Source organism: Telluria antibiotica (assembly GCF_011682055.1).
In the GTDB taxonomy this organism is placed as follows: Bacteria; Pseudomonadota; Gammaproteobacteria; order Burkholderiales; family Burkholderiaceae_D; genus Telluria; species Telluria antibiotica.
On record NZ_JAAQOM010000012.1, the window covers coordinates 66,313 to 89,044 of the forward strand.

Sequence of the window (22,732 nt, forward strand, 5' to 3'; positions counted from 1 at the left end):
TGCGCGCCACCGCTCCTGGCAGCTGGCGCGCGCAGGCCCGGTCGTACCGGGCACGTATCGTTATTGAGCCTTGCCCTGTTTGGCGGCCGCGTCGAAGGTACGCAGGCCGGCGCAGATCAGGTCCGTCGGGACGTCCAGCGCCCATCCGGCCAGCGCTGCCGCGAGCAGGGCGTCCGGTTGCGCGGCGGTGGCGGGCTTGACCTTGTCCATGCCCAGCAGCGGCATCTCTTCGCCGCCCTGGGCCAGCACGATGTGCCCGCCGCGCACGAACGCGACGCGCCCGCCCGCGGCGCGGTGCGCCTGCAGGGTGGCGTTGGCTTCGTCCTGCGCGTAGAACAGCACGGCGCCGTCGCACAGGTCGGCGAGGGCGGTCACGCGGGTGTCGGCCGCGTTCAGCACGGCCGCACCGTCGGACAGCACGACGTCCACCTGGCTGCGCACGACGTTGTACAGCGCATCGTCGTCGCGCACGTACAGGTCGGCCACGTCGGCGACGTCACACATGTCCGTCACGATGCCGACCTGGCAGCGGTCGTACGGCAGGCCTTCCGACAGGATCGTGCGCGCGTTCGATTCGAACACGGCGGCCTGCACGGTGCGGTTGATCAGCAGGCGCTGGCCCGCGTCGAAGCGCGTGCCGTCCTGCGCCGTCACGCGGCGGCCGTCGAGGAACAGGCCTTCTCGGTTCGCCACGCCCACGTGCTTGCCGGCCAGGTTCAGCACGGTGCCGACGAGGCGCGCGGCCAGCGCGGCGTCCGTGCTGCCGGTGATACCCACGACGGGGATGCGGCCCGTCTCGCCTTCCGCGAACAGGTGCTCGACGATGGCCTTGCCGACGTCGCGCGGCTGGCCGTTCGCGGGCTTGATGTGGGCGAGCAGGCCGGGGCTGGAATTGACTTCGATGATGGCGCCGCGTTGTTCCTCGAGCGGACGCGAGATGTCTTCGCACACGAGGTCGATGCCGGCGATGTCCAGGCCGACGACGCGCGCGGCCAGGCCGGCCATGTACGCGACGTCCGGGTGGACGTCGTCCGTGACGTCGTCCGCGACGTTGCCGTTCAGCTGGATCAGCACTTTCTGGCCCGCTTGCGGGACCGAATCGGGCGTGAGGCCCTGGCGTTTCAGGTCCAGCTGGATTTCGCTGTCGTGCGGCGTGACGAGGCCGAGCGGGAATTCTTCCGAGTCGCCGCGGCGCGGGTCGATGTTGATCTGGCTGTCGCACAGCTGCGTGACCGTGGACACGCCGTCGCCGACGACCCACAGCGATTCGCCCTTGGCGGCCGCGACGACTTTCGAGCCCACGACGAGCAGGCGGTGTTCGTTGCCGGGAATGAAGCGCTCGACGAGCACGGCGCTGGAATCGCCTTCCTCGGCCGCGATGGCGTAGGCGGCGTGCACGTCCGCTTCCGACATCAGGTTCAGCGATACGCCGCGGCCGTGGTTGCCGTCGACGGGTTTCACGGCGACCGGCAGGCCGATGTCCTGCGCTTCTTCCCACGCGGCCTGCGCGCTGCGCGCGATCGAGCCCTCGGGCACCGGCACGCCGCAGGAAGCGAGCAGGGTCTTCGTCAGGTCCTTGTCGCTGGCGATGGATTCGCCGATCGCGCTCGTGCGGTCCGTCTCGGCCGTCCAGATGCGGCGCTGCGCGGCGCCGTGGCCCAGTTGCACGAGGTTGCCTTCCGTGAGGCGGATCGACGGGATGCGGCGGTCGGTGGCCGCGTCGACGATGTGGCCCGTGGACGGGCCGAGGCAGTAGCGGTCGACGAGTTCCGTCAGTTCCGCGACCTTGGCCTGCAGGTCGAACGGGGTGTCGTTGATGGCGGCCATCAGCAGCGCATGGCCTGCCTCCAGCGCGGCACGGCCGACGGTCCCGTGGCGCGTGCGGAATGCCATCTTGTAGATACCGCGGTCCGCTGTGGAGCGGGTTTTACCGAAACCGGTCTTCATGCCGGCCAGGTTCTGCAATTCGAGGACAACGTGTTCAAGGATGTGGCCGGCCCACGTACCGTCGCGCAGGCGCTCCAGGAAGCCGCCCCGTTCGCCAACGCCGCAGCGGTGTTCGATCAGTCCCGGCAGCCAGGCGGTCAGGCGTTCATACAGGCCGGGAAGGGTGTTCGAAGGACATTCTTCGAGTTCGCCGAGGTCGAGCCATGTTTCGATGACAGGGCGGTAGGTCCAGATGTTCGGGCCACGGAGGTGGCTTACACGAAGAATTGCAATGTCTTTCTTATATGTCATGAAAATATCCAGCCACGCGATGACCGCTCTCTCATCGCGTGGCGTTGCCTATGTTTGCACATCGTTGGTCTTCAACGCGGTTGCCGGATCGCGGCGACCACTTCTCCTCTTTCCACAATGCACATGTTGTATACTTGCCGGAACGAAGCTTACCGTGCCGTACCGATTTCTGCCAGTCTGGCCCCTCCGATAGAATACCGTACACGCCAGTACGCTGCCTTTCAGTCCGCGCGCGTGTCAACGGCATTACCACCCGCAACGTTCCATCGTACAGATCTGCCAGCCTTTGGTACCAACTTCGCCTTCACCGGCGGCATCACATGACAACTCAACAACTTGTTCACTCCGTTCCGCCGGCACCCGTTGCCGGTTTCCTGCCTGAGCACTGGCAGGCGGACGTCGCGAAAAAGCTTGCGCCAGGGGAAAACGTTTTAAACAGCGTCGAGGTTGACCTCGATGCGAAATTACGCTTCACCAAGGGTATCCTCGTCGTCACGAATTATCGCCTGCTCACCCGCGCACCCGGCGACACGATGTGGCGCGACTGGCCGTATCGTGCCGGTTTGACAATGCGGCACTACGACCACGCGGGCGTCGGCCACCTCGAACTCGTCGATGCCAACGGTCTGCTGGCCGCCTGGCGCTTCACCCTGGGCCAGAACCTGCAAGCCATCCGCGTCGTCGACCAGTTCCACGACCAGGTGGAAAGCCACGTCAGCGGCATCGCCGTGCAGCCGCCCGAGCAGCATACCTGCCCCAGCTGCAAGGCGCCGCTCGAACCGGACCAGGAAGAGTGCCCCATCTGCACGAAGGTGCTGCACACCCCGCCGTCGACGTGGACCTTGTTCCGCCTGTGGCGCTTCGCGCGGCCGTACCAAGGCCAATTGCTGCTCGGATTCTTGCTCATGTTGGCAAGTACCGGCGCACACATGATTCCGCCTTACCTGACGATGCCGCTGATGGACAACGTGCTGATTCCTTATCAGAACGGCAAGCACATCGATACGCACCTCGTCTACATGTACATGGGGGGCCTGTTCGCATCGAGCATGCTCGCGTGGGCGCTCGGCTGGGGCCGCACGTACATCCTCGCCCTCGTGTCCGAGCGCATGGGCGCCGACATGCGTTCCGAAACCTATGAACACCTGCTGAGATTGTCTCTGGAATTCTTCGGCGGCAAGCGCACGGGCGACCTGATGAGCCGCATCGGCAGCGGCTCCGACCGCATCTGCGTATTCCTGTCGCTGCACCTGCTGGACTTCCTGTCCGACGTCCTCATGATCATCATGACGGGCGTGATCCTGTTCAGCATCAATGCCAAGCTCGCGTTGATCACGCTCGTGCCGCTGCCGTTCATCGCGTGGATGATCCACGTCGTGCGCGACAAGCTGCGCACGGGCTTCGAAAAGATCGACCGCGTGTGGGGCGAAGTGACCAACGTGCTGGCCGACACGATCCCCGGCATCCGCGTGGTGAAGGCGTTCGCGCAGGAGCACCGGGAAGCATCGCGCTTCCGCGAGGCGAACAAGCACAACCTGGCCGTCAACGACAAATTGAACAAGGTGTGGTCGCTGTTCTCGCCGACCGTGTCACTGCTGACGGAGCTGGGCCTGCTCATCATCTGGTGCTTCGGCATCTGGCAGGTGAGCCAGCAGGAGATCACCGTGGGCGTGCTGTCGGCGTTCATCGCGTACAGCGGCAGGTTCTACGTCCGACTCGATTCGATGAGCCGCATCGTGTCCGTCACGCAGAAATCCGCGTCCGCGGCGAAGCGCATCTTCGACATCCTCGACCACGTGTCGAGCGTGCCGGACCCCGTCAACCCGGTCAAGCTGGACAAGGTCGAGGGCAATATCGCGCTGCGCGAAGTGGGCTTCCGCTATGGCAACCGCGCCGTCAACCGCGGCATCTCGCTGAACATCAAGGCCGGCGAGATGGTGGGCCTCGTGGGGCACTCGGGCTCGGGCAAGAGTACGCTGGTGAACCTGATCTGCCGCTTCTACGACGTCGCGGAAGGCGCGATCCTGCTGGACGGCCGCGACATCCGCAGCTTCGCCGTCGCGGACTACCGCCGCCACATCGGCCTCGTGCTGCAGGAACCGTTCCTGTTCTTCGGTACCATCGCGGAGAACATCGCCTACGGCAAGCCGGACGCGACGCGCGAAGAGATCATCGCCGCCGCCCGCGCCGCGCACGCCCACGAATTCATCCTGCGCCTGCCGCAGGGCTACGATTCGATGGTCGGCGAGCGTGGCCAGGGCCTGTCCGGCGGCGAGCGCCAGCGGATCTCGATCGCGCGGGCCCTGCTCATCGACCCGCCGATCCTGATCCTCGACGAGGCGACCTCGTCCGTCGACTCGGAGACGGAAAAAGAAATCCAGAAGGCGCTCGACAACCTCGTGCAGGGCCGCACGACGATCGCCATCGCGCACCGCCTGTCCACGTTGCACCGGGCCGACCGCCTCATCGTGCTGGACCGCGGCCAGGTGGTGGAAGAGGGCAACCACGACGAACTGATGGCGCGCGAAGGCGCGTACTACCGCCTGTACGAGGCGCAGGCGCGCAACGTCGACCAGGACCCGGACGACGACGGCAGCAAGGACGACTGAACGATGACCACTTTTACACTCCGCCGGGATGCGTTCGGCAAGCTGATATTGACCAACGCCGAGGGCGAGGAATTCGTCGGCGTCGCGCCCGTGCGCTCGTTCCCCGTGCAGGCGCCCATGAAAGGCATCTCGCTCGTGCGCGACGGCGGCAAGGAAGTCGGCTGGATCGACGACCTCGAGACGATGCCGGCCGAGATCCGCGCGCTCGTGACGGAAGAACTGGACGGCCGCGAATTCATGCCGGAAATCCGGGCGATCAAGGCCGTGTCCAGCTTCGCGACGCCGTGCACGTGGACCGTCGCGACGGACCGCGGCGACACGGAATTCGTGCTGAAAGGTGAGGAAGACATCCGCCGGCTCGGTGCGTATTCGCTGCTGATCGCGGATAGCCACGGTATCCACTTCCTCATTCGCGACATGTTTGCGATCGACAGGGGCAGCAGGAAGATACTCGACCGGTTTCTCTGAGTCGCGCGGTCTCGCGTACAGTCACGGCAACCTTGCACGGAGGCCGTCATCGCACCCACCCATTACACCGTCGTCACCATCGGCTCGGCCGGCGACCTGTTCCCGTTCATCGCGCTGGCGCTGGGCCTGCGCGCACGCGGCCACCGCGTCAGCTTCCTCGCGCCCGAGCAGCACGGCCCGTGGGTCCGCGCGGCGGGGCTGCCGTTCACGGGCCTGCCCGTCGACGAGGCCGTGCTGCACGACCCGGACCTGTGGCATCCGACGCGCGGCTTCGGCGTCGTCTGGCGCGCCACGCGGCCCGCGATGGCGCGCATCGTGCCGTTTGTCGAAGGGCTGCCGGCGGATGAGCGTTGCGTGCTGCTCGTGCATCCGCTGGCCTTGCCGGAGGCGGACCTGTGCCGCGCCGTGCATCCCGGCGTGAAGATCGCGGCCGCGTACCTGGCGCCCGCGAACCTCATGACGGTGCATGATCCGCTGATGATCGGGCCGTGGCGCGTGCCGGCGTGGGTGCCGCTGGCGGCGCGGCGCGCGTTCTGGCGCTGGGTCGGACGGCGCTTCATCGATCCCGTCGCGCTGGCGGACGTGAACGCGGCCCGAGCAGCGCATGCATTGCAACCGGTGCCGTCGCTGATGGACTGGATCGCCACCGTGCCGGATCTGTCGCTGACCTTGTTCCCCGACTGGTTCGCGCCCACGCAGCCGGACTGGCCGCAACCGCTGGTGCGCGGCGATTTTCCTTTGTTCGATCCTAACGCGGATACAACGCTCTCTGCCGACTTGCAAGCGTTCCTGCACGCCGGCCCGCCGCCGCTCGTGTTCACGCACGGCACGGGCAACGCACAGGCAGCCGCGTACTTCCGCCATGCGCGCGCGGCGGCGCAGCAACTGGGCCGCCGCGCTGTCTTCCTCACGCCGCACCGCGACCAGGTGCCGGCCGACTTGCCGGGTACGATGCTGTGGCAGGACTACGTGCCGCTGCGGACACTCCTCCCGCATGCGGCGGCGCTCATCCACCATGGCGGCATCGGCACGACGGCGGAAGCCTTACGCGCGGGCACGCCGCAGCTCGTCGTACCGCTGGCGCACGACCAGTTCGACAATGGCGCGCGCGTGACGGCGCTCGGCGTCGGCGGGAGCCTGCCCGCTGCGCGGCTGAACGAACGACGGCTCGTGCGTGCGCTGGGCGGTCTGCTGGCCGCGCCCGGTCTGGACGAACGGACGCGGGACGTGGCGGGGCGATTCCAGCCGGGGACCGGAATCGACAGGATGTGCGACGCGCTTACGTCGCGTTCCAGAAGTCCCGATGTGCTTCCTTCGCCTCGTCTTCCCTGAGCGGCCCGATCACCTCCGTCGCCCGCTGCCCGCGCGCGAACACGTCGCGGCAGGGCAGGGACAGCGTCGGGTTCTCAGGATCGCTGCCCGTCAGCGCCAGCAGGCTCGTTTCCGACATGCCGTAGACGACGCGCCCGACGCCGCTCCAGTACGTGCCGCCCGCGCACATCGCGCACGGCTCCGCGTTGCTGTACAGCGTGGCGCCGGCCAGTTCGGCAGGGCCGAACCGGCGCGAGGCAGCGCGCAGGGCGTTCATCTCCGCGTGCGCCGTGCGGTCCGTGGACGAATCATTCATCGCCTCGGCGATGACGGTGCCGTCCGCGCCGACGACCATGGCCGCGAACGGGTGGTGGCCTTCGTCGCGCGAACGCTGCGCCAGCGCGAACACGCGGGTCAGGTACGCCTGATCCTGCGGGGTCGGTTCGCTCATTTTGGAATCGTGCCCTCCACACCCTGCACGTACCAGTTCATCCCTTTCAGGTCGGCCAGCGACAGCTCCTTGCCCGCCGCCACCTTGAGGGCGCCCGACTGGTCCTTGATCGGTCCGTGGAACGGCTTGATCTCGCCGCCGACCAGGGCCGCCTTCTTCGCGTCGAACAGCTTGGCCGTGTCGGCCGGGATCACGGCGTTCAGCGGCGACATCTTGACCATGCCTTCCGAGAGACCGCCGCGCACTTCCGCGCTCTTCCACGTGCCCGCGATCACGGACTGCGCGGTGCGGGTGTAGAAGTCGCCCCACGAATTCGTCGTTGCCGTCAGGTGGGCTTTCGGGGCGAACTTCGCCATGTCGGAATCCCAGCCGAACGCGTACTTGCCCTTTTCCTGCGCCACCTGCAGCGTGGCCGGCGAATCCGTGTTCTGCGTGAGCACGTCGGCGCCCTGCGCGATCAGGGTCTCGGCGGCCTGGCGCTCCTTGGCCGGGTCGTACCAGCTGTTGATCCACACGACCTTCGTCTTGATCGCGGGGTTCACGCTTTGCGCGCCCAGCGTGTACGCGTTGATGTTGCGGATCACCTCGGGCACGGGGTAGGAGCCGACGAAGCCGATGGTACCCGACTTGCTCATCTTCGCGGCGATGACGCCCTGCAGGTACGTGCCTTCGTACTGGCGCGTCTCGTACACGCCCAGGTTCTTCGCGAGCTTGTAGCCGGTTGCGTGTTCGAACACGACGTTCGGGAATGCCTTTGCAACCTTCTCCGTCGGGTTCATGAAGCCGAACGACGTCGTGAAGACGAGCTTGTTGCCGTCGGCGGCGAGCTTGCGGATGACGCGCTCGGCGTCCGCGCCTTCCGGCACGTTCTCGACATAGGTGGTGACCACCTTGCCGCCAAGCGCCTTTTCCATGGCCAGGCGGCCCTGTTCGTGGGCATAGGTCCAGCCCGCGTCGCCGACGGGGCCGACGTAGACGAAGGCCACTTTCAGCGGATCGGCCGCGTACGCATTCAGGGCGACGAGGGAAGACAGGAGGGCAGCGGCGAGCAGTGTGCGACGGTTCATGGTGTTCCTTTTTCAGTGAAGGATGGATGGATCAGAAGTGGTACTCGGCGCGGACCATCGGCGTCTTCGCGGTGGCGCCCTTCGCGATGTCGGTCGGGTTGCCGAACTTGTTCTTCCAGTACTGGTATTCGAGGCCCAGTTTCAGCGTGTTCTTCGCCGCGCCGATGGCGGGGCTCAGGTCGTACATGACCTGCGCGTCGACGTTGATCTCGACGGCCGTCGGGCCGCCGAACTCGTTGCGGCCCTTCGTGCCGATGTAGTTGGCGTAGCCCTCGAACGACAACGGCACGCCCAGCGTGAACGGGATGCCCCACGCGGCCGTCAGCATCGCGTGCGTCTTGTACGTGTAGCGCGGGGTGGACGTGCTCGTGAAGCCGTTGAATGGTGCGTTGCTCTCGCGCAGGGCGAGCAGGCTGACGTCGAGGAAGCCCGGCACGTCGAACATCAGCGTGGGACCCAGCACCAGCATGCGCTTCTTGGAGTTGTAGCCGGCGTCCGTCTTGCTGTTGACGTCGAAGCCGCCGGTGACGCCGACGCCGCGCACGGGACCGAAGGCGAGGTTCGCACCCGTCACCTTGCCCAGGTCGAGCGTGTGGCGGTACACCGCGTAGGCTTCGTGCGCGCCGCTCGATGCGCCCACGGCGGACGGATCGTGCGAGTCGGAGAACAGGAAGTCGACGCTGAAGAAGTTCTTGCCGTACTTGTAGCCGCTGACGTTGGAGAAGTTGATGACGTGCTTCGTGATGTCTTCGCCGTTGTACGGTTCGGAGAACTTGGTGCCGTAGCGCCAGCTGAGCGACGTGTCGCTCCAGTCGGCGGCGTGGGCGGCGGTGGTGCAGAAGGCGGCGAGGAGGGCGAGGCAGGCGGACGTCTTCATTCGGTTTCCTTGTTATGGTGGGGGGGCATTGCGATTGCATCCGATCGCGAACGGGATCGGATGCAATCTCGACCTCATCCATATGCAAGTTGCGGGCCAGGCCGTTCAGCGCTCGCCCAGCGCTTCCGCGAGGTTGACCTTGCGATCCTGGTCGCCCAGGTGCAGGCGGGCCTCGATCTCGAGCAGGTGGTGTTCGATCAGGTCGACGGCCTTGTCGGCGTCGCCGTTCTCGATCAGCGTGAGCAGGTCGTGATGGTCGTGGTTGCCGCACATCGGCGTTCCCGGGTTTTCGTACAGCGCGATGATCAGTGAGCAGCGCGACACCAGTTCGGCCATGAAGCGCTGCAGCACGGCGTTGCCGGCCAGTTCCGCCAGCAGCAGGTGGAATTCCCCGCCCAGCCGGATCCACGCGGCGCGGTCGGCACCATGGCGCGCCGCCTCTTCGGCATCGATGGCCGCGCGGATCGCTTGCAGGGACGAGGGCGTCGCGCGGCGCACGACCAGCGGCACGATTTCACGCTCCAGCGCGCGCCGCGCCGCGAATACGTCGCGCGCCTCCTTGGGCGTGGGCGACGCCACGACGGCGCCGCGGTTGGGGCGCAGCTCGATGATGTGGTCGTGCGCGAGCCGCTGCAGGGCCTTGCGCACGGTGGTGCGGCTCACGTCGTACAGCGCGCAGAAATCCGCTTCACCCAGGCGGGTGCCGGGCGGCAGGCGGTGGCTCATCACGGCGCTCACGACAGCGCGGTAGATGCGCTCGTCGACGGCCGTGAGCCCGCGCTTGCGCGCCGGTGCGGAAGGGGCGGCGATGTCGGTCATGCTTGTCTCCATGTCTGGGATGCGATTGGCGACACTGGAAGCAGGAATCGTGCACACGCGCGTCCGTACCCATCCGCCGCACCGGCGGCAGGCACGTGCGCGTTTTCGGTGAGACGGTGACCCGCGTCGGTGCGGTTTGTATACAAATCGTGCGCCCTGTGCCCGCAGGGCGGTGGGCACGCAACTTGCAAACGACAACCACGTTTTGTATACAACGATTGGAGTCAGAATGGGCGATCCCCACGAACGCAGCGAACCGCGCCTGCGGCTGCTCGGGGTCTCGAAGATCTATCCGTCCGTCGTGGCCAACGCGGACGTGAACCTGACGGTCATGCCCGGCGAGATCCACGCCGTGCTGGGCGAGAACGGGGCCGGCAAGAGCACCCTCATGAAGATGATCTACGGCGTCACGAAGCCGGACGCCGGCGAGATCATGTGGGAGGGCCGGCAGGTACGCATCGATTCGCCGTCGGCCGCGCGCCGCTTGGGCATCGGCATGGTGTTCCAGCACTTCGCGCTGTTCGAGACCCTGACGGTCGCCGAGAACATCGCACTCGCGCTGGACGGGAGGACGCCGCCGGCCGCGCTCGCGCCGCGCATCCGCGCCGTCTCGGAGCAATACGGCCTGCCGCTCGATCCGGACCGGCTCGTGCACAGCATGTCGGTCGGCGAACGCCAGCGCGTGGAGATCGTGCGCTGCCTGCTGCAATCGCCGCGCCTGCTGATCATGGACGAGCCCACGTCGGTGCTCACGCCGGACGCGGTGCAGACACTGTTCGTGTCGCTGCGCCGCCTGCGCGACGAGGGCGTCAGCATCCTTTACATCAGCCACAAGCTGGACGAGATCCAGGCCCTGTGCGACCGCGCCACCGTGCTGCGCGCGGGCCGCGTGGCCGGCACCGCCGTCCCGCGCGAAGAGTCGGCGCACTCGCTGGCCGAACTGATGATCGGCGGCGACCTGCCCACCTGCACCCTGGCCCCGCGCACGCCGGGCGAGGTGGCGCTGGCGCTGGCCGCGCTCGACCTGCCGAGCGCGGACCCGTTCGGCACCACGCTGCGCGGTGTCTCCCTGGCCGTGCGCGCCGGCGAGATCGTCGGGCTGGCCGGCGTCTCGGGCAACGGCCAGCAGGAGCTGCTGAAAGCCATCTCCGGCGAGCGGCTGGCGCCGGACGCGGCGTCGATCCGGCTGCTCGGGAAGAACGTCGGCCGCCTCGATGCCGCCGCGCGCCGCCGGCTGGGACTCGGCTTCGTCCCGGAAGAGAGATTGGGTCGCGGTGCCGTGCCCGCGCTGTCGCTGGCCGACAATGCGCTGCTGACCGGCTACCTGAATCCCGCCGCCGGCATGGCGCCGGGCGGCGTGATCCGGCGCGGCGCCGTGCGTGCATTCGCGGCCGCCGTCATCGAGCGCTTCAAGGTCAAGTGCGGCGGCACGTCGTCCGCGGCCGCGAGCCTCTCGGGCGGCAATCTGCAGAAATTCATCGTCGGGCGCGAGATCCGCCTGGCACCTAAAGTGATGGTCGTCGCCCAGCCCACGTGGGGCGTCGACGTCGGTGCCGCCATGCTGATCCGCCAGGCCATCGTCGAACTGCGCGACGCGGGCGTGGCCGTCCTCGTGGTGTCGGAAGAACTCGACGAATTGTTCATGATGTGCGACCGCATCGCCGTGCTGGCGAAGGGCCGCCTGTCGCCCGCCGTCGCGACGTCCGCCACCACCGTCGATCGAATCGGCCGCTGGATGGGCGGCGATTTTGCTGTTGAAGGAGAGACCCATGTCCCGGCTTGAAGCCCGTCCCGAACCCTCGCGCGCGATGATGCTGTCGTCGCCGCTCATTGCCGCCGCCGCGATGCTCGTCTCGGGCTCGCTGCTGTTCCTGTTCCTCGGGCAGGCGCCGCTGCACGCGTTCTACGTGTATTTTATCCAGCCGCTCACGTCCTGGTACGGCATCGGCGAACTGCTGCTCAAGGCCACGCCGCTGATCCTGTGCGGCATCGGCCTCGCCATCGGCTTTCGCGCCAACGTCCACAACATCGGCGCGGACGGCCAGCTGACGATGGGGGCCGTCGCCGCCGGCTGCGTCGCATTGTATTTCGACGGCGCCGAGGGACCGTGGCTGGTGCCGCTGATGATCGTCGCAGGCGCCATCGGCGGCGCCGCGTGGGCAGCCGTGCCTGCATTGCTCCGCACGCGGTTCAATACCAGCGAGATCCTCGTGTCGCTGATGCTCGTGTACGTCGCGTACCTGTTCCTCGGCTATCTCGTGCACGGCCCCGTGCGCGATCCAGCCGGCTACAACTTCCCGCAATCGAAGATGTTCGGCGACGCCGCCATGCTGCCGCTGCTGAAGGAAGGCCTGCGCGTGAATGCCGCGTTCCTGCTGTCGCTCTTTGCCGTGGCGGGCGCGTGGTTCTTTTGCCGCCACAGCTTCGCGGGCTATCGCATGCAGGTGTCCGGCATGGCGCCGGCCGCCGCGCTGTACGCCGGGTTTTCCGAGCCGAAGAACGTGTGGATCGCGTTCCTGACGAGCGGCGCGCTGGCCGGCGTGGCGGGCGTGGGCGAGGTGGCGGGGCCGCTGGGCCAGCTGCAGGCGTCGGTGTCGCCCGGCTACGGCTTCGCCGCCATCATCGTCGCGTACGTGGGCCGCCTGCATCCGGTCGGCGTGCTGCTGGCGTCCCTGCTGATGTCGCTGCTGTACATCGGTGGCGAGACGGCGCAGATCGAGCTCCAGTTGCCGTCCGCCATCACCGGCCTGTTCCAGGGCCTGCTGCTGTTCTACCTGCTCGCGGCCGACCTGTTCATCCATTACCGCATCAAGCCCCGTGCGCCCGCGCTCGTGGCCGTGCCCGTCGTCGCGAAGGAGACCGCATGAATTCCGATTACCTCGTCGCCTTCCTCGCCAGCACGGCGGGCGCCGCGACGCCCCTCGTCCTCGCCTCGACCGGAGAGCTCGTGGCGGAACGTTCCGGCGTCCTCAACCTGGGTCTGGAGGGCATCATGCTCGTGGGCGCCGTCGCCGGGTTTTCGGTGACCCTGCACACGGGTTCCGCCGCCCTGGGCCTTGCCGCCGCGCTCCTCGCGGGGATGGCGATGGCGCTGCTGTTCGGCGTGCTCGTGCTCACGCTGCAGACGAACCAGGTCGCGACGGGCCTCGCCCTGACCCTGTTCGGGATCGGCCTCTCGGCGTTCGTCGGGCGCGACCTCGTCGGCCAGACCGTGGCGCCGCTGCCCCGGCTGCACGTGCCCGTGCTGTCCGACCTGCCGTTCGTCGGACCGTTGCTGTTCTCGTTCGATGCGATGGTGTATGCGTCGCTTGCGCTCGTGCTGCTGACGGGCTGGATGCTGGCGAGAACGCGCCTGGGCCTGCTGATCCGTGCCGTCGGCGAGGCGCCGCACAGCGCCCATGCGATCGGCATGCCGGTGGTGAAGCTGCGCTACGCGACCGTGCTGGCGGGCGGCGCGCTGGCGGGACTCGGCGGCGCCTACCTGTCGTTGGCGCTGACGCCGATGTGGGTCGAGGGCATGACGGCCGGCCGCGGCTGGATCGCACTGGCGCAGGTCGTGTTCGCGACGTGGAAGCCGCGCGGCGTGGTGCTCGGGGCCTATCTGTTCGGCGGTGTGACGGTGCTGCAATTCCACGGCCAGGGGCTCGGCGTACCGATCCCGTCCGAGTTCCTGTCGATGCTGCCCTACCTGGCCACGATCGTCGTGCTGGTCGTCATCTGCCGCGATCCGCGCACGATCCTGCTGAACAAGCCCCAGTCGCTGGGCCAGAACTTCAAGGCCGACTAGCCCGCCCGTCACTGTGCCCGACCGCACCGACGGGCGCATGCGGGTGTGTTGAAATCGCCGCATCGTGACCCCTCTGGAGCAGGTATGCGCGACTCCCCACCGAAAGCCGGCCACGTGCGCGTACGCGGCGCGCGCGAGCACAACCTGAAAAACGTCGACCTCGACATCCCGCGCGACGCCCTCGTCGTGTTCACGGGCGTCTCCGGCTCGGGCAAGTCGTCGCTCGCATTCGGCACGCTGTACGCGGAGGCGCAGCGGCGCTACCTGGAATCCGTCTCGCCATACGCGCGGCGCCTGTTCCACCAGATGCCCGTGCCGGAAGTGGACGACATCGACGGCCTGCCGCCCGCCGTCGCGCTGCAGCAGCAGCGGGGCACGCCGACGACGCGGTCGTCCGTCGGCAGCGTGTCCACCCTGTCGAATTCGCTGCGCATGCTGTATTCGCGCGCCGGCGACTATCCGTCCGGCCAGGAGCTGCTGTACGCCGAATCGTTCTCCCCGAACACGGCAGAAGGTGCGTGCCCGCAGTGCTCGGGCCTTGGCCGCGTGTACGACGCGACGGAGGCGTCGATGGTGCCGGACGACAGCCTGACGATCCGCGAGCGCGCTGTCGCCGCGTGGCCGCCCGCGTGGCACGGCCAGAACCTGCGCGACATCCTCGTCACCATGGGCTACGACGTCGACACGCCGTGGCGCGATTTGCCGAAGAAGGACCGCGACTGGATCCTGTTCACGGACGAGACGCCCACCGTGCCCGTGTATGCCGGGCTCACGCCGGCGGAGACGCGCCGCGCGCTGAAGCGCAAGGAGACGCCCAGCTACCAGGGCACGTTCAGCGGCGCGCGCCGCTACGTGCTGCAGACGTTCGCGAACACGGAAAGCGCGTCGATGAAGAAGCGCGTCGCACGCTACATGGTGAGCACGGAATGCCCGCTGTGCCAGGGCCGCCGCCTGCGCCGGGAAGCGTTGTCCGTGACGTTTGCCGGCATGGACATCATGACCTTGTCGCGCGTCCCCCTCGAACGGCTCGCAGCGCTGCTGCGGCCCTACGCGGACGGTACGGCGCCCAAGGGCAAGGCGCGTGCCGATAAACATCCGGAGCAGCTGATCGTCACGCAGCGCATCGCCGCGGACCTGTGCGCGCGCCTCGACACGATGCTGGCGCTGGGCCTCGGCTACCTGGCGCTGGAGCGCAGTACGCCCACGTTGTCGCCGGGCGAGCTGCAGCGCCTGCGCCTCGCCACGCAGGTGCGTTCCAACCTGTTCGGCGTCGTGTAGGTGCTGGATGAACCGTCGGCCGGCCTGCATCCGGCCGACACGGAAGCGCTGCTGGACGCGCTCGCGCGCTTGAAGGCTGCGGGTAACTCCCTGTTCGTCGTCGAGCATGCGCTGGACGTGATCCGCCACGCGGACTGGATCGTCGACGTGGGGCCGCAGGCCGGTGAGAAGGGCGGGCAGATTCTTTATAGCGGCCCGCCCGACGGTTTGCGTGCCGTGGCGGGCTCGCATACGCGGCGCTATCTGTTCACGGATGCGCAAGACGCCGTGCGCCCGGCTGCGCGCACGCCGCGCGAGCCGACCGGCTGGCTGCGGCTGGAGAACGTCACGCGCAACAACCTGCACGGCCTCGCCGTCGCGTTCCCGCTCGGCGTGATGACGGGCGTGACCGGCGTCTCCGGCTCGGGCAAGTCGACGCTCGTCAGCCAGGTGCTCGTCGACCTCGTCGGCGCGGCGCTGGGCCAGGGCGCGGCCGACGAGGAGGGCGATGATGCGATGGATCTCGAGCGCGAGGCCGACATCCCGACCGTCGGCCACATCGCGGGGGCGCTGCACGGCATCCGCCGCCTCGTGCGCGTGGACCAGAAGCCGATCGGCCGCACGCCCCGCTCGAACCTCGCCACGTACACGGGCCTGTTCGATCAGGTGAGAAAACTGTTCGCGGCCACGCCGGCCGCGAAGAAGCGCCGCTACGACGCCGGGCGCTTCTCGTTCAATGTGGCGAAGGGCCGCTGCGAGCATTGCGCGGGCGAAGGTTTCGTCATGGTCGAGCTGCTGTTCCTGCCCAGCGTGTACGCGCCTTGCCCCACGTGCGGCGGCGCGCGCTACAACGCCGACACGCTCGCCGTGCGCTACAACGACCGCAACATCGCCGACGTGCTGGGCATGACGGTCGACGAGGCGTATGCGTTCTTCGCGGACGAGGAGAGCGTCGCGCGGCCGTTGTCGGTGCTGCGCGAAGTGGGGCTCGGTTATTTGCGCCTGGGGCAGAGCGCGACGGAGCTGTCCGGCGGCGAAGCCCAGCGTATCAAGCTGGCCACGGAGCTGCAGCGCGCCGGCCGCGGCGGCACCTTATACGTGCTGGACGAGCCGACGACGGGCCTGCACCCGTTCGACGCCGACCGCCTGCTGGCCCAGCTGGACCGCCTCGTGGACGCGGGCAACACCGTCATCATGGTCGAACACACGATGCGGGTCGTCGCGACGTGCGACTGGGTGATCGACATCGGCCCCGGTGCCGGCGAGGCGGGCGGGACGGTCGTCGCGGCCGGCCCGCCGGCGGAGGTCGCCGCGGTGAAGGCGAGCCGGACGGCAGCTTATTTGTCCCCGTTCCTGTGACGCTTTGTAGGGTGGGCACCCCGTGCCCACGCGTAACGTTCGCGTCATGCTGGCGTTCGCGTGGGCACAGGGTGCCCACCCTACGACTCATGCAATTCCTTTGAAGTTCCGTGTAAGTACACTGTAACGCCGCGCAATCTCGGCGACTTAATAAAAATGCACGTTCAAGCGAGCGCGCCGGTTTGCGTGCTTGCGTTACACTTGGGATATTTTTTTCATAAGAGTAACGACACAGCATGCCTGGTTCGACCATCGATAGTGACCAGTTCCGCCGCATCCTGTCGCGCAACGTCGCCATGCCGTTGGGCATGGGTGTGCTCAGCGCGATCGTGTTCGTCGGCATCATCGCCTACCTCATCAACGTCCTGAGCTGGGTCGAGCGTTCCGAGCACGTGATCGGCCGTGCCAACGAAGTGAACCGGCTGTCGTCCGACATGGAGGCGGGCATGCGTGGCTACCTGCTGTCCGGCGACGACGACTTCCTCGCGCCCTATCTGTCGGCCAAGCCGCGCATGGATGCCGAGCTCGCGAACCTGTCCCGCCTCGTCGACGACAATCCCGCGCAGGTCGAACGCATCGCACGCGTGCGCGCGGCGCAGGGCCAGTGGCAGGCCTTTGCCGAGGACATGATCGCGCGGCGCGGCAAGAGCAGCGATTTCGTCGACATCGTCCAGAGCATCAAGAGCGGCCGCGGCAAGCTGCTGACGGACCAGGTACGACGCGAGTTCCTCGACTTCATCCAGGAAGAACAACGCATCCTGCAGGCGCGCAACGCGACGTCGCGCTCCGTGATCGCGTGGTCCGTCGCCGCGTTCCTCGCGTTCAGCCTCATCGTGGCCGGGCTGCTCGCGCTGTTCGGCCGGCGCGAGTTGGTGACGCTGTCGAAGTCGTACGACAGCATTTTGAATGACGAAGCGGAGCACAACGACCAGCTGCGCCAGCAGGCCTGGCTGCGTTCGGGCCAGACGGACCTGATCGCGAAGACGACGGGCATCGTGAGCCTGGAACCGCTGGCCGAGGTCGTGCTGAGCTACGTGGCGCGCTACGTCGAGGGCGTCGTCGGCGCGATGTATTTCCGCAATGACGACGGCACGCTGACCCGCATCGGCACGTATGGCTTCGCGCACGACGAGACCGAGCGCGGCCGCATCGTGCAGCCGGGCGAGTCGCTGGCTGCGCAGGCTGCCAGCGAGAACCGCATCATCACGTTGAACGATTTGCCGCCCGATTACATCAAGGTCGGTTCGGCGTTGGGCGAGGCCGCGCCCCGGGCACTTCTCATCGCGCCCGTGTCGAACTTCGGCAAGATCAAGGGCATCATCGAAATCGGCTTCCTGCACGACGTGCGCGGGCGCGACGTCCAGTTCATGGAAACGATCGCCGCGTCCGTCGGCGCCGCGGTCGCCAACGTCGTGCATCGCCAGCGCCTGCAAGCGGCGCTGGAAGAGCAGCAGGCGCTGAACGAGGAGCTGCAGGTGCAGCAGGAAGAACTGCGTACGGCGAACGAGGAACTGGAAGAGCAGTCGCGGGCGCTGGAGGAATCGCAGTCGGCGCTGGAAAACCAGCAGGCCGAGCTGGAGCAGACGAACGAACAGCTGGCCGAGCAGGCCGCGAACCTCGACACCAAGAACAGCGCGCTCGTGCAAGCCCAGGAGCAATTGCGCGAGCGGGCGCTCGAGCTGGAGCGGGCGAGCCGGTACAAGTCGGAATTCCTCGCGAACATGTCGCACGAATTGCGCACGCCACTGAACAGCTCGCTGATCCTCGCGAAACTGCTGGCCGACAATGCGTCCGGCAATTTGAACGAAGAACAGGTGCGCTTTGCCCAGACGATTTATTCGGCGGGCAATGACCTGCTCAACCTCATCAACGACATCCTGGACATTTCCAAGGTCGAGGCCGGCAAGCTGGAGCTCGTACCTGAAGACGTGCCGCTGCGCCGCGCCATCGAAGGCCTCGGCCGCGTGTTCGAACCGTTGGCGCGCCAGAAGAAGCTGGATTTCCGCGTGCACGTCGAGCCGGATGTCCCCGCCAGCATCCACACGGACCGCCAGCGCCTGGAACAGATCCTCAAGAACCTGTTGTCGAATGCGGTCAAGTTCACGGATGCCGGCAAGGTCACGCTGAACGTGAGCGCGAACGCGGACGGCTGGTTCCAGTTCGCCGTCCAGGATTCCGGCATCGGCATCACGCCGGAGCAGCAGAGCAAGATCTTCGACGCCTTCCACCAGGCCGACGGGTCCACCGCGCGCAAATACGGCGGCACGGGCCTGGGCCTGTCGATCTCGCGCGACCTGACCGGCTTGCTGGGCGGCACGCTCACGCTGACGAGTACGCCGGGCGAGGGCAGCTGTTTCCTCCTCAGCCTGCCGCGCAACGGCACCGTCGCCGCGACGCCGCCCGCGCTGCCGCCCGCCCAGGCGCCGGCGCCCGTCGCGGCACCCGCACCGGCACCGGCCGTCGGGCCGCCGCAGGGCGTGCCCCAGCCCGAATTCACGGACGACCGCGCGGAGCCCGCCGCCGGCGTGCGCACGGTGCTCGTCATCGAGGACGAGCCCGAATTTGCGCGCATCCTGTACGGCCTCGCGCACGACATGGAATTCCGCTGCCTCGTCGCGCTGACGGCGCAGGAAGGGCTGGAGCTGGCGACGGGCGAGACGCCGGACGCCATCCTGCTCGACATCCGCCTGCCGGACCGCTCGGGCCTGTCCGTGCTGCAACAGCTGAAGGACAACCCGGCCACGCGGCATATCCCCGTCCACGTCGTGTCCAGCCAGGACAACGGCGGCGAGGCGCTGCACCTGGGCGCGATCGGTTACGCGCTGAAGCCCACGTCGCGCGAGCAGCTGGAAGACGTGTTCCGCAAGCTGAAGGACAAGTCGTCGCAGACCATCAAGCGCGTGCTGCTTGTCGAGGACGACGAGCGCCAGCGCGACAGCGTCGTGCAATTGATTGCCGATGCCGACGTCGAGATCGCGGCCGTCGGCTCGGGCACGGAAGCGCTGGACTTGTTGCGCACGCAGATTTTCGATTGCATGATCATCGACTTGAAGCTGCCCGATATGCAGGGCAATGAGTTGCTCAAGCGTATGTCTCTCGAAGAACTGTGCTCGTTCCCGCCCGTCATCGTGTACACGGGCCGCAACCTCACGCGCGACGAGGAAGCGGAGCTGTTGAAGTACTCGCGCTCGATCATCATCAAGGGCGCGCGTTCGCCGGAGCGTCTGCTGGACGAGGTGACGCTGTTCCTGCACAAGGTCGAGTCGGAACTGTCGTCGGAGCGCCAGTCGATGCTGAAGACGGTGCGCGGGCGCGACCGCGTGTTCGAAGGGCGCACGATCCTGCTCGTGGACGACGACGTGCGCAACGTGTTCGCACTGACGAGCGCGCTCGAGCAACGGGGCGCGAAGGTGGAAGTGGGCCGCAACGGCTTCGAGGCCATCGCCAAGCTCGACGAGAACGATGCCATCGACCTCGTGCTGATGGACGTGATGATGCCCGGCATGGACGGCCTGGAAGCGACCCGCCGTATCCGCCAGGACAAGCGTTTCGCGCGCCTGCCCATCATCGCGATCACGGCGAAGGCGATGAAGGACGACCAGGAGCAATGCCTGGCGGCGGGCGCCAACGATTACCTGGCCAAGCCGATCGACCTGACCCGGCTGTACTCGCTGCTGCGCGTGTGGATGCCGACGCTGGAGCGCATTTGAAGAAGCCCATGCACAATCCGCCGGGCGACGTCGACATCGAGTTGCGGATGCTGATCGAAGCTGTCTTCCTCAAGTACAACTACGATTTCCGCGACTACACGGGCGCCTCGCAAAAACGCCGCGTGTTCGCCGCCATGCGCGTGATGGATTGCGATACCGTCTCGGCCTTGCAGGCGCGCGTCATGCACGACCCGGCCGCGTTCACGCAGCTGCTGCAATTTTTGACCATCCCCGTTACGGAAATGTTCCGCGACCCGGATTATTATTTGGCTGTACGCCGGCTCATCGTGCCGTTCCTCAAGACGTATCCGTCGCTGAACGTGTGGGTGGCCGGCTGCAGCACGGGCGAGGAAGTGTATTCGCTTGCCATCCTGCTGCACGAGGAGGGCCTGCTGGAGCGCACGCAGATGTACGCGACCGACATCAATCCGGATTCGCTGGAGGCCGCGCGACGCGGTGTGATGCCGCTCGACAAGATGCGCCGCTACACGGAGAACTACCAGAAATCGGGCGGCACGCGCGCGTTTTCCGACTATTACACGGCGGCCTACGGCGGTGCGCTGTTCGACCGCGCGCTCGTGGAGCACGTCACGTTCGCCGACCACAGCCTGGCGACGGACGCCGTGTTCGCGGAGACGCATTTCATCAGCTGCCGCAACGTGATGATCTACTTTAACCGGCGCCTGCAGAACCGGGTGCTGGGCCTGTTCCATGAATCGCTGTGCCACCGCGGCTTCCTCGGCCTCGGCAGCAAGGAAAGCATCGATTTTTCCACGTATGCCCAGCGGTTCGAAGCGCTCGCGAAGCGGGAACGGGTGTTCCGCAAGGTGGGGCCATGACGTCCGCCGTCGTCCACGCCGCCGACGATGCGCTGCGCGCCGTCCTGCGCGGCCGGCACTTCGAGGCCGTCGTCATCGGCGGCTCGGCCGGCGCCGTGGACGCGCTCGTCGCGCTGCTGCCGGCGCTGCCTGCCAGGTTCCGCCTGGCCGTGTTCTGCATCCTGCACCTGCCGGGCGACCGCGAGAGCCGCCTGGCGGAATTGTTCGACGAGCGCCTGCCGCTGCCCGTGAAGGAGGCGGTGGACAAGGAAGAGATCGTGCCCGGCACCGTGTATTTCGCCGGGGCCGGCTACCACCTGTCCGTGGAGAGCGACCGCACGTTCTCGCTCAGCTGCGAGCCGCCCGTGCACTTCGCGCGGCCCGCCATCGACGTGCTGATGGAATCGAGCGCGGACGCGTACGGGCCCGGGCTGGCCGGCATCCTGCTGACGGGCGCCAACCACGACGGCGCCGACGGCATGGCCCGCATCCGCGCGCGCGGCGGCTTCACGATCGTGCAGGACCCGGCCGACGCGCAGGTGCCCACGATGCCCGTGAGCGCCATCCACCGCAGCAAGCCGAACCTGATCCTGCCGCTGGCGCGCATCCACGCCCTGTTGCCCATGTTGGAGATGAATGAACCATGAGCGCACACGACCCTAGCAAACTGCTGATCGTCGACGACCTGCCGGAAAACCTGCGCGCCCTCGACGCCCTCATCCGTGACGAGCAACGCCTCGTGTTCCAGGCCCAGTCCGGCGAGGAGGCGTTGTCGCTGATGCTCGAACACGAGTTCGCGCTCGCGATCCTGGACGTGCAGATGCCGGGCATGGACGGCTTCGAACTGGCCGAACTGATGCGCTCGACGTCGCGTACCCGGAACATCCCCATCGTGTTCGTGTCCGCCGCGGGCCGCGAGCTGAACTATGCGTTCAAGGGCTACGAGACGGGCGCCGTCGATTTCCTGTACAAGCCGCTCGACCCCGACGCCGTGCGCAGCAAGGTGCACGTGTTCGTCACGCTGGACCAGCAGCGCCGCGAGATGCAGCGCCAGATGGAGGCGCTGGAAGCGGCGCGGCGCGAGCAGGAAGTGCTGCTGCGCGAGCTGAACGCCACGCAGGCCGAGCTGCAGCGCTCGCTGCGCATGCGCGACGAGTTCATGTCCCTCGTCGCGCACGAGCTGCGTACGCCACTGAACACGCTGTTCCTGGAAACGCAGATGCGCAGCCTGCAGCTGAAACGGGGCAATCTGCCCGCGTTCAATCCGGAACAGATGAGCAGCATGATCAAGCGCGACGAGCGCCAGATCAAGGCGATGATCCGGCTCATCGACGACATGCTGGACGTGTCGCGCATGAAGAGCGGGACATTGTCGATCCGCCCGGCGAAGGTCGAGCTGATGGCCTTGCTGGAGCGCGTCGTCAACGATCTGTCGCTGCAGGCCGCGGCGGCCGGCGCCAATGTCGTGCTGGTGCCGCACGACCCCGTCGAAGGCTTCTGGGACGAGTTCCGCATCGAGCAGGTCGTCGTCAACCTGCTGACGAATGCGCTGCGCTATGGCGGCGGCGGGGCCGTGGAGGTCAGCGTCCGGACGGAAGGCTGCAACGCGCGCATCTCGGTGCGCGACCACGGCAAGGGCATCGCGCCCGATTTTCTCGAACGCATCTTCGAACCGTACGAGCGGGGCGCGAAGAGCGGCGAGCCGAAGGGCCTCGGCCTGGGCCTGTACATCTCGCGCCAGCTCGCGCTGTCGCACGGCGGCCAGCTGACGGTCGAGAGCACGCCGGGCGAGGGCGCCACCTTCAGCCTCATCCTGCCCTGCACGGAGATGGCCACGCAGCCTGCGGTCGCGTTGTAGGGTGGGCACCCCTGTGCCCACGCGTAACGTTCGCACAGAGCGGGTGTTCGCGTGGGCACGGGGTGCCCACCCCACGCGATAGCTAAAATCAATTGATAAAATC

15 protein-coding genes and 1 pseudogene are annotated in these 22,732 nt (G+C 67.3%); 11 read left to right on the top strand and 5 right to left on the bottom strand.

The genetic code is table 11. The annotated features are described in order from the left end of the window. Positions 1-60: 60 nt before the first annotated feature. A complete protein-coding gene (locus HAV22_RS19505; protein WP_166861422.1) occupies positions 61-2,238 on the bottom strand; it encodes a cyanophycin synthetase in 2,178 nt (725 codons plus the stop codon). 320 nt (positions 2,239-2,558) lie between these two features. Between HAV22_RS19505 and HAV22_RS19510 the strand changes: the two genes are divergently transcribed. The 3 genes from HAV22_RS19510 (at position 2,559) to HAV22_RS31835 (ending at position 6,647) form a co-directional block, all read left to right on the top strand. Continuing rightward, complete coding sequence (locus tag HAV22_RS19510) at positions 2,559-4,847, top strand: cyanophycin metabolism-associated ABC transporter (protein ID WP_166861424.1); 2,289 nt, start codon at positions 2,559-2,561, stop codon at positions 4,845-4,847. 3 nt (positions 4,848-4,850) lie between these two features. Beyond that, positions 4,851-5,315 (top strand): cyanophycin metabolism-associated DUF1854 family protein, encoded by a 465-nt coding sequence (locus HAV22_RS19515; protein ID WP_166861427.1) that lies wholly within the window; start codon positions 4,851-4,853, stop codon positions 5,313-5,315. 78 nt (positions 5,316-5,393) lie between these two features. Continuing rightward, positions 5,394-6,647 (top strand): glycosyltransferase, encoded by a 1,254-nt coding sequence (locus HAV22_RS31835; protein ID WP_371869694.1) that lies wholly within the window; start codon positions 5,394-5,396, stop codon positions 6,645-6,647. Here the strand turns inward: HAV22_RS31835 and HAV22_RS19525 are convergent. From HAV22_RS19525 to HAV22_RS19540, 4 genes are all read right to left on the bottom strand, one after another. Then, positions 6,595-7,077, bottom strand: a complete 483-nt coding sequence (locus tag HAV22_RS19525; RefSeq protein WP_166861429.1) for a nucleoside deaminase — start codon at positions 7,075-7,077, stop codon at positions 6,595-6,597. The two genes, HAV22_RS31835 and HAV22_RS19525, sit on opposite strands and share 53 nt — an antisense overlap. Further along, entirely contained in the window at positions 7,074-8,144 is a 1,071-nt protein-coding gene (locus HAV22_RS19530; protein WP_166861431.1) for a BMP family ABC transporter substrate-binding protein, read from the bottom strand. Before HAV22_RS19530 ends, HAV22_RS19525 begins: the two co-directional genes overlap by 4 nt. A 31-nt stretch (positions 8,145-8,175) precedes the next feature. Beyond that, a complete protein-coding gene (locus HAV22_RS19535; protein WP_166861433.1) occupies positions 8,176-9,021 on the bottom strand; it encodes an outer envelope protein in 846 nt (281 codons plus the stop codon). Positions 9,022-9,126: 105 nt separating this feature from the next. Next, the gene (locus HAV22_RS19540; protein ID WP_166861435.1) at positions 9,127-9,840 is read right to left on the bottom strand and encodes a GntR family transcriptional regulator; all 714 of its coding nucleotides are present in this window, start codon (positions 9,838-9,840) and stop codon (positions 9,127-9,129) included. 229 nt (positions 9,841-10,069) lie between these two features. Between HAV22_RS19540 and HAV22_RS19545 the strand changes: the two genes are divergently transcribed. The 8 genes and pseudogenes from HAV22_RS19545 to HAV22_RS19580 all read left to right on the top strand — a co-directional run bounded on the left by HAV22_RS19545 (position 10,070) and on the right by HAV22_RS19580 (position 22,629). Continuing rightward, the gene (locus tag HAV22_RS19545) at positions 10,070-11,623 is read left to right on the top strand and encodes an ABC transporter ATP-binding protein (protein WP_166861436.1); all 1,554 of its coding nucleotides are present in this window, start codon (positions 10,070-10,072) and stop codon (positions 11,621-11,623) included. After that, the gene (locus tag HAV22_RS19550; RefSeq protein ID WP_166861438.1) at positions 11,610-12,707 is read left to right on the top strand and encodes an ABC transporter permease; all 1,098 of its coding nucleotides are present in this window, start codon (positions 11,610-11,612) and stop codon (positions 12,705-12,707) included. The genes HAV22_RS19545 and HAV22_RS19550 overlap by 14 nt, the downstream gene beginning before the upstream one ends. Beyond that, positions 12,704-13,627, top strand: a complete 924-nt coding sequence (locus HAV22_RS19555) for an ABC transporter permease (RefSeq protein WP_166861440.1) — start codon at positions 12,704-12,706, stop codon at positions 13,625-13,627. The genes HAV22_RS19550 and HAV22_RS19555 overlap by 4 nt, the downstream gene beginning before the upstream one ends. Before the next feature lie 84 nt (positions 13,628-13,711). Beyond that, positions 13,712-16,243: pseudogene (locus HAV22_RS19560) on the top strand (excinuclease ABC subunit UvrA). 236 nt (positions 16,244-16,479) lie between these two features. After that, positions 16,480-19,953, top strand: a complete 3,474-nt coding sequence (locus tag HAV22_RS19565; protein ID WP_166861442.1) for a response regulator — start codon at positions 16,480-16,482, stop codon at positions 19,951-19,953. An 8-nt stretch (positions 19,954-19,961) separates the two neighbouring features. After that, a complete protein-coding gene (locus HAV22_RS19570; RefSeq protein ID WP_166861444.1) occupies positions 19,962-20,792 on the top strand; it encodes a CheR family methyltransferase in 831 nt (276 codons plus the stop codon). Continuing rightward, positions 20,789-21,418 carry a chemotaxis protein CheB gene (locus tag HAV22_RS19575; protein WP_166861446.1) on the top strand — a complete coding sequence of 210 codons (630 nt, stop codon included), beginning with the start codon at positions 20,789-20,791 and terminating at the stop codon, positions 21,416-21,418. Before HAV22_RS19570 ends, HAV22_RS19575 begins: the two co-directional genes overlap by 4 nt. Next, positions 21,415-22,629: a hybrid sensor histidine kinase/response regulator gene (locus HAV22_RS19580; RefSeq protein WP_166861447.1), complete on the top strand. Its 1,215-nt coding sequence runs from the start codon at positions 21,415-21,417 to the stop codon at positions 22,627-22,629. Before HAV22_RS19575 ends, HAV22_RS19580 begins: the two co-directional genes overlap by 4 nt. Positions 22,630-22,732: the final 103 nt, after the last annotated feature.

Excerpts from the sequence above, each read along its gene's own strand:
- HAV22_RS19505 (WP_166861422.1), bottom strand. The coding sequence starts at position 2,238 with ATGACATATAAGAAAGACATTGCAATTCTTCGTGTAAGCCACCTCCGT.
- HAV22_RS19510 (WP_166861424.1), top strand. The coding sequence starts at position 2,559 with ATGACAACTCAACAACTTGTTCACTCCGTTCCGCCGGCACCCGTTGCC.
- HAV22_RS19515 (WP_166861427.1), top strand. The coding sequence starts at position 4,851 with ATGACCACTTTTACACTCCGCCGGGATGCGTTCGGCAAGCTGATATTG.
- HAV22_RS19525 (WP_166861429.1), bottom strand. The coding sequence starts at position 7,077 with ATGAGCGAACCGACCCCGCAGGATCAGGCGTACCTGACCCGCGTGTTC.
- HAV22_RS19530 (WP_166861431.1), bottom strand. The coding sequence starts at position 8,144 with ATGAACCGTCGCACACTGCTCGCCGCTGCCCTCCTGTCTTCCCTCGTC.
- HAV22_RS19535 (WP_166861433.1), bottom strand. The coding sequence starts at position 9,021 with ATGAAGACGTCCGCCTGCCTCGCCCTCCTCGCCGCCTTCTGCACCACC.
- HAV22_RS19540 (WP_166861435.1), bottom strand. The coding sequence starts at position 9,840 with ATGACCGACATCGCCGCCCCTTCCGCACCGGCGCGCAAGCGCGGGCTC.
- HAV22_RS19545 (WP_166861436.1), top strand. The coding sequence starts at position 10,070 with ATGGGCGATCCCCACGAACGCAGCGAACCGCGCCTGCGGCTGCTCGGG.
- HAV22_RS19550 (WP_166861438.1), top strand. The coding sequence starts at position 11,610 with ATGTCCCGGCTTGAAGCCCGTCCCGAACCCTCGCGCGCGATGATGCTG.
- HAV22_RS19555 (WP_166861440.1), top strand. The coding sequence starts at position 12,704 with ATGAATTCCGATTACCTCGTCGCCTTCCTCGCCAGCACGGCGGGCGCC.
- HAV22_RS19565 (WP_166861442.1), top strand. The coding sequence starts at position 16,480 with ATGCCTGGTTCGACCATCGATAGTGACCAGTTCCGCCGCATCCTGTCG.
- HAV22_RS19570 (WP_166861444.1), top strand. The coding sequence starts at position 19,962 with ATGCACAATCCGCCGGGCGACGTCGACATCGAGTTGCGGATGCTGATC.
- HAV22_RS19575 (WP_166861446.1), top strand. The coding sequence starts at position 20,789 with ATGACGTCCGCCGTCGTCCACGCCGCCGACGATGCGCTGCGCGCCGTC.
- HAV22_RS19580 (WP_166861447.1), top strand. The coding sequence starts at position 21,415 with ATGAGCGCACACGACCCTAGCAAACTGCTGATCGTCGACGACCTGCCG.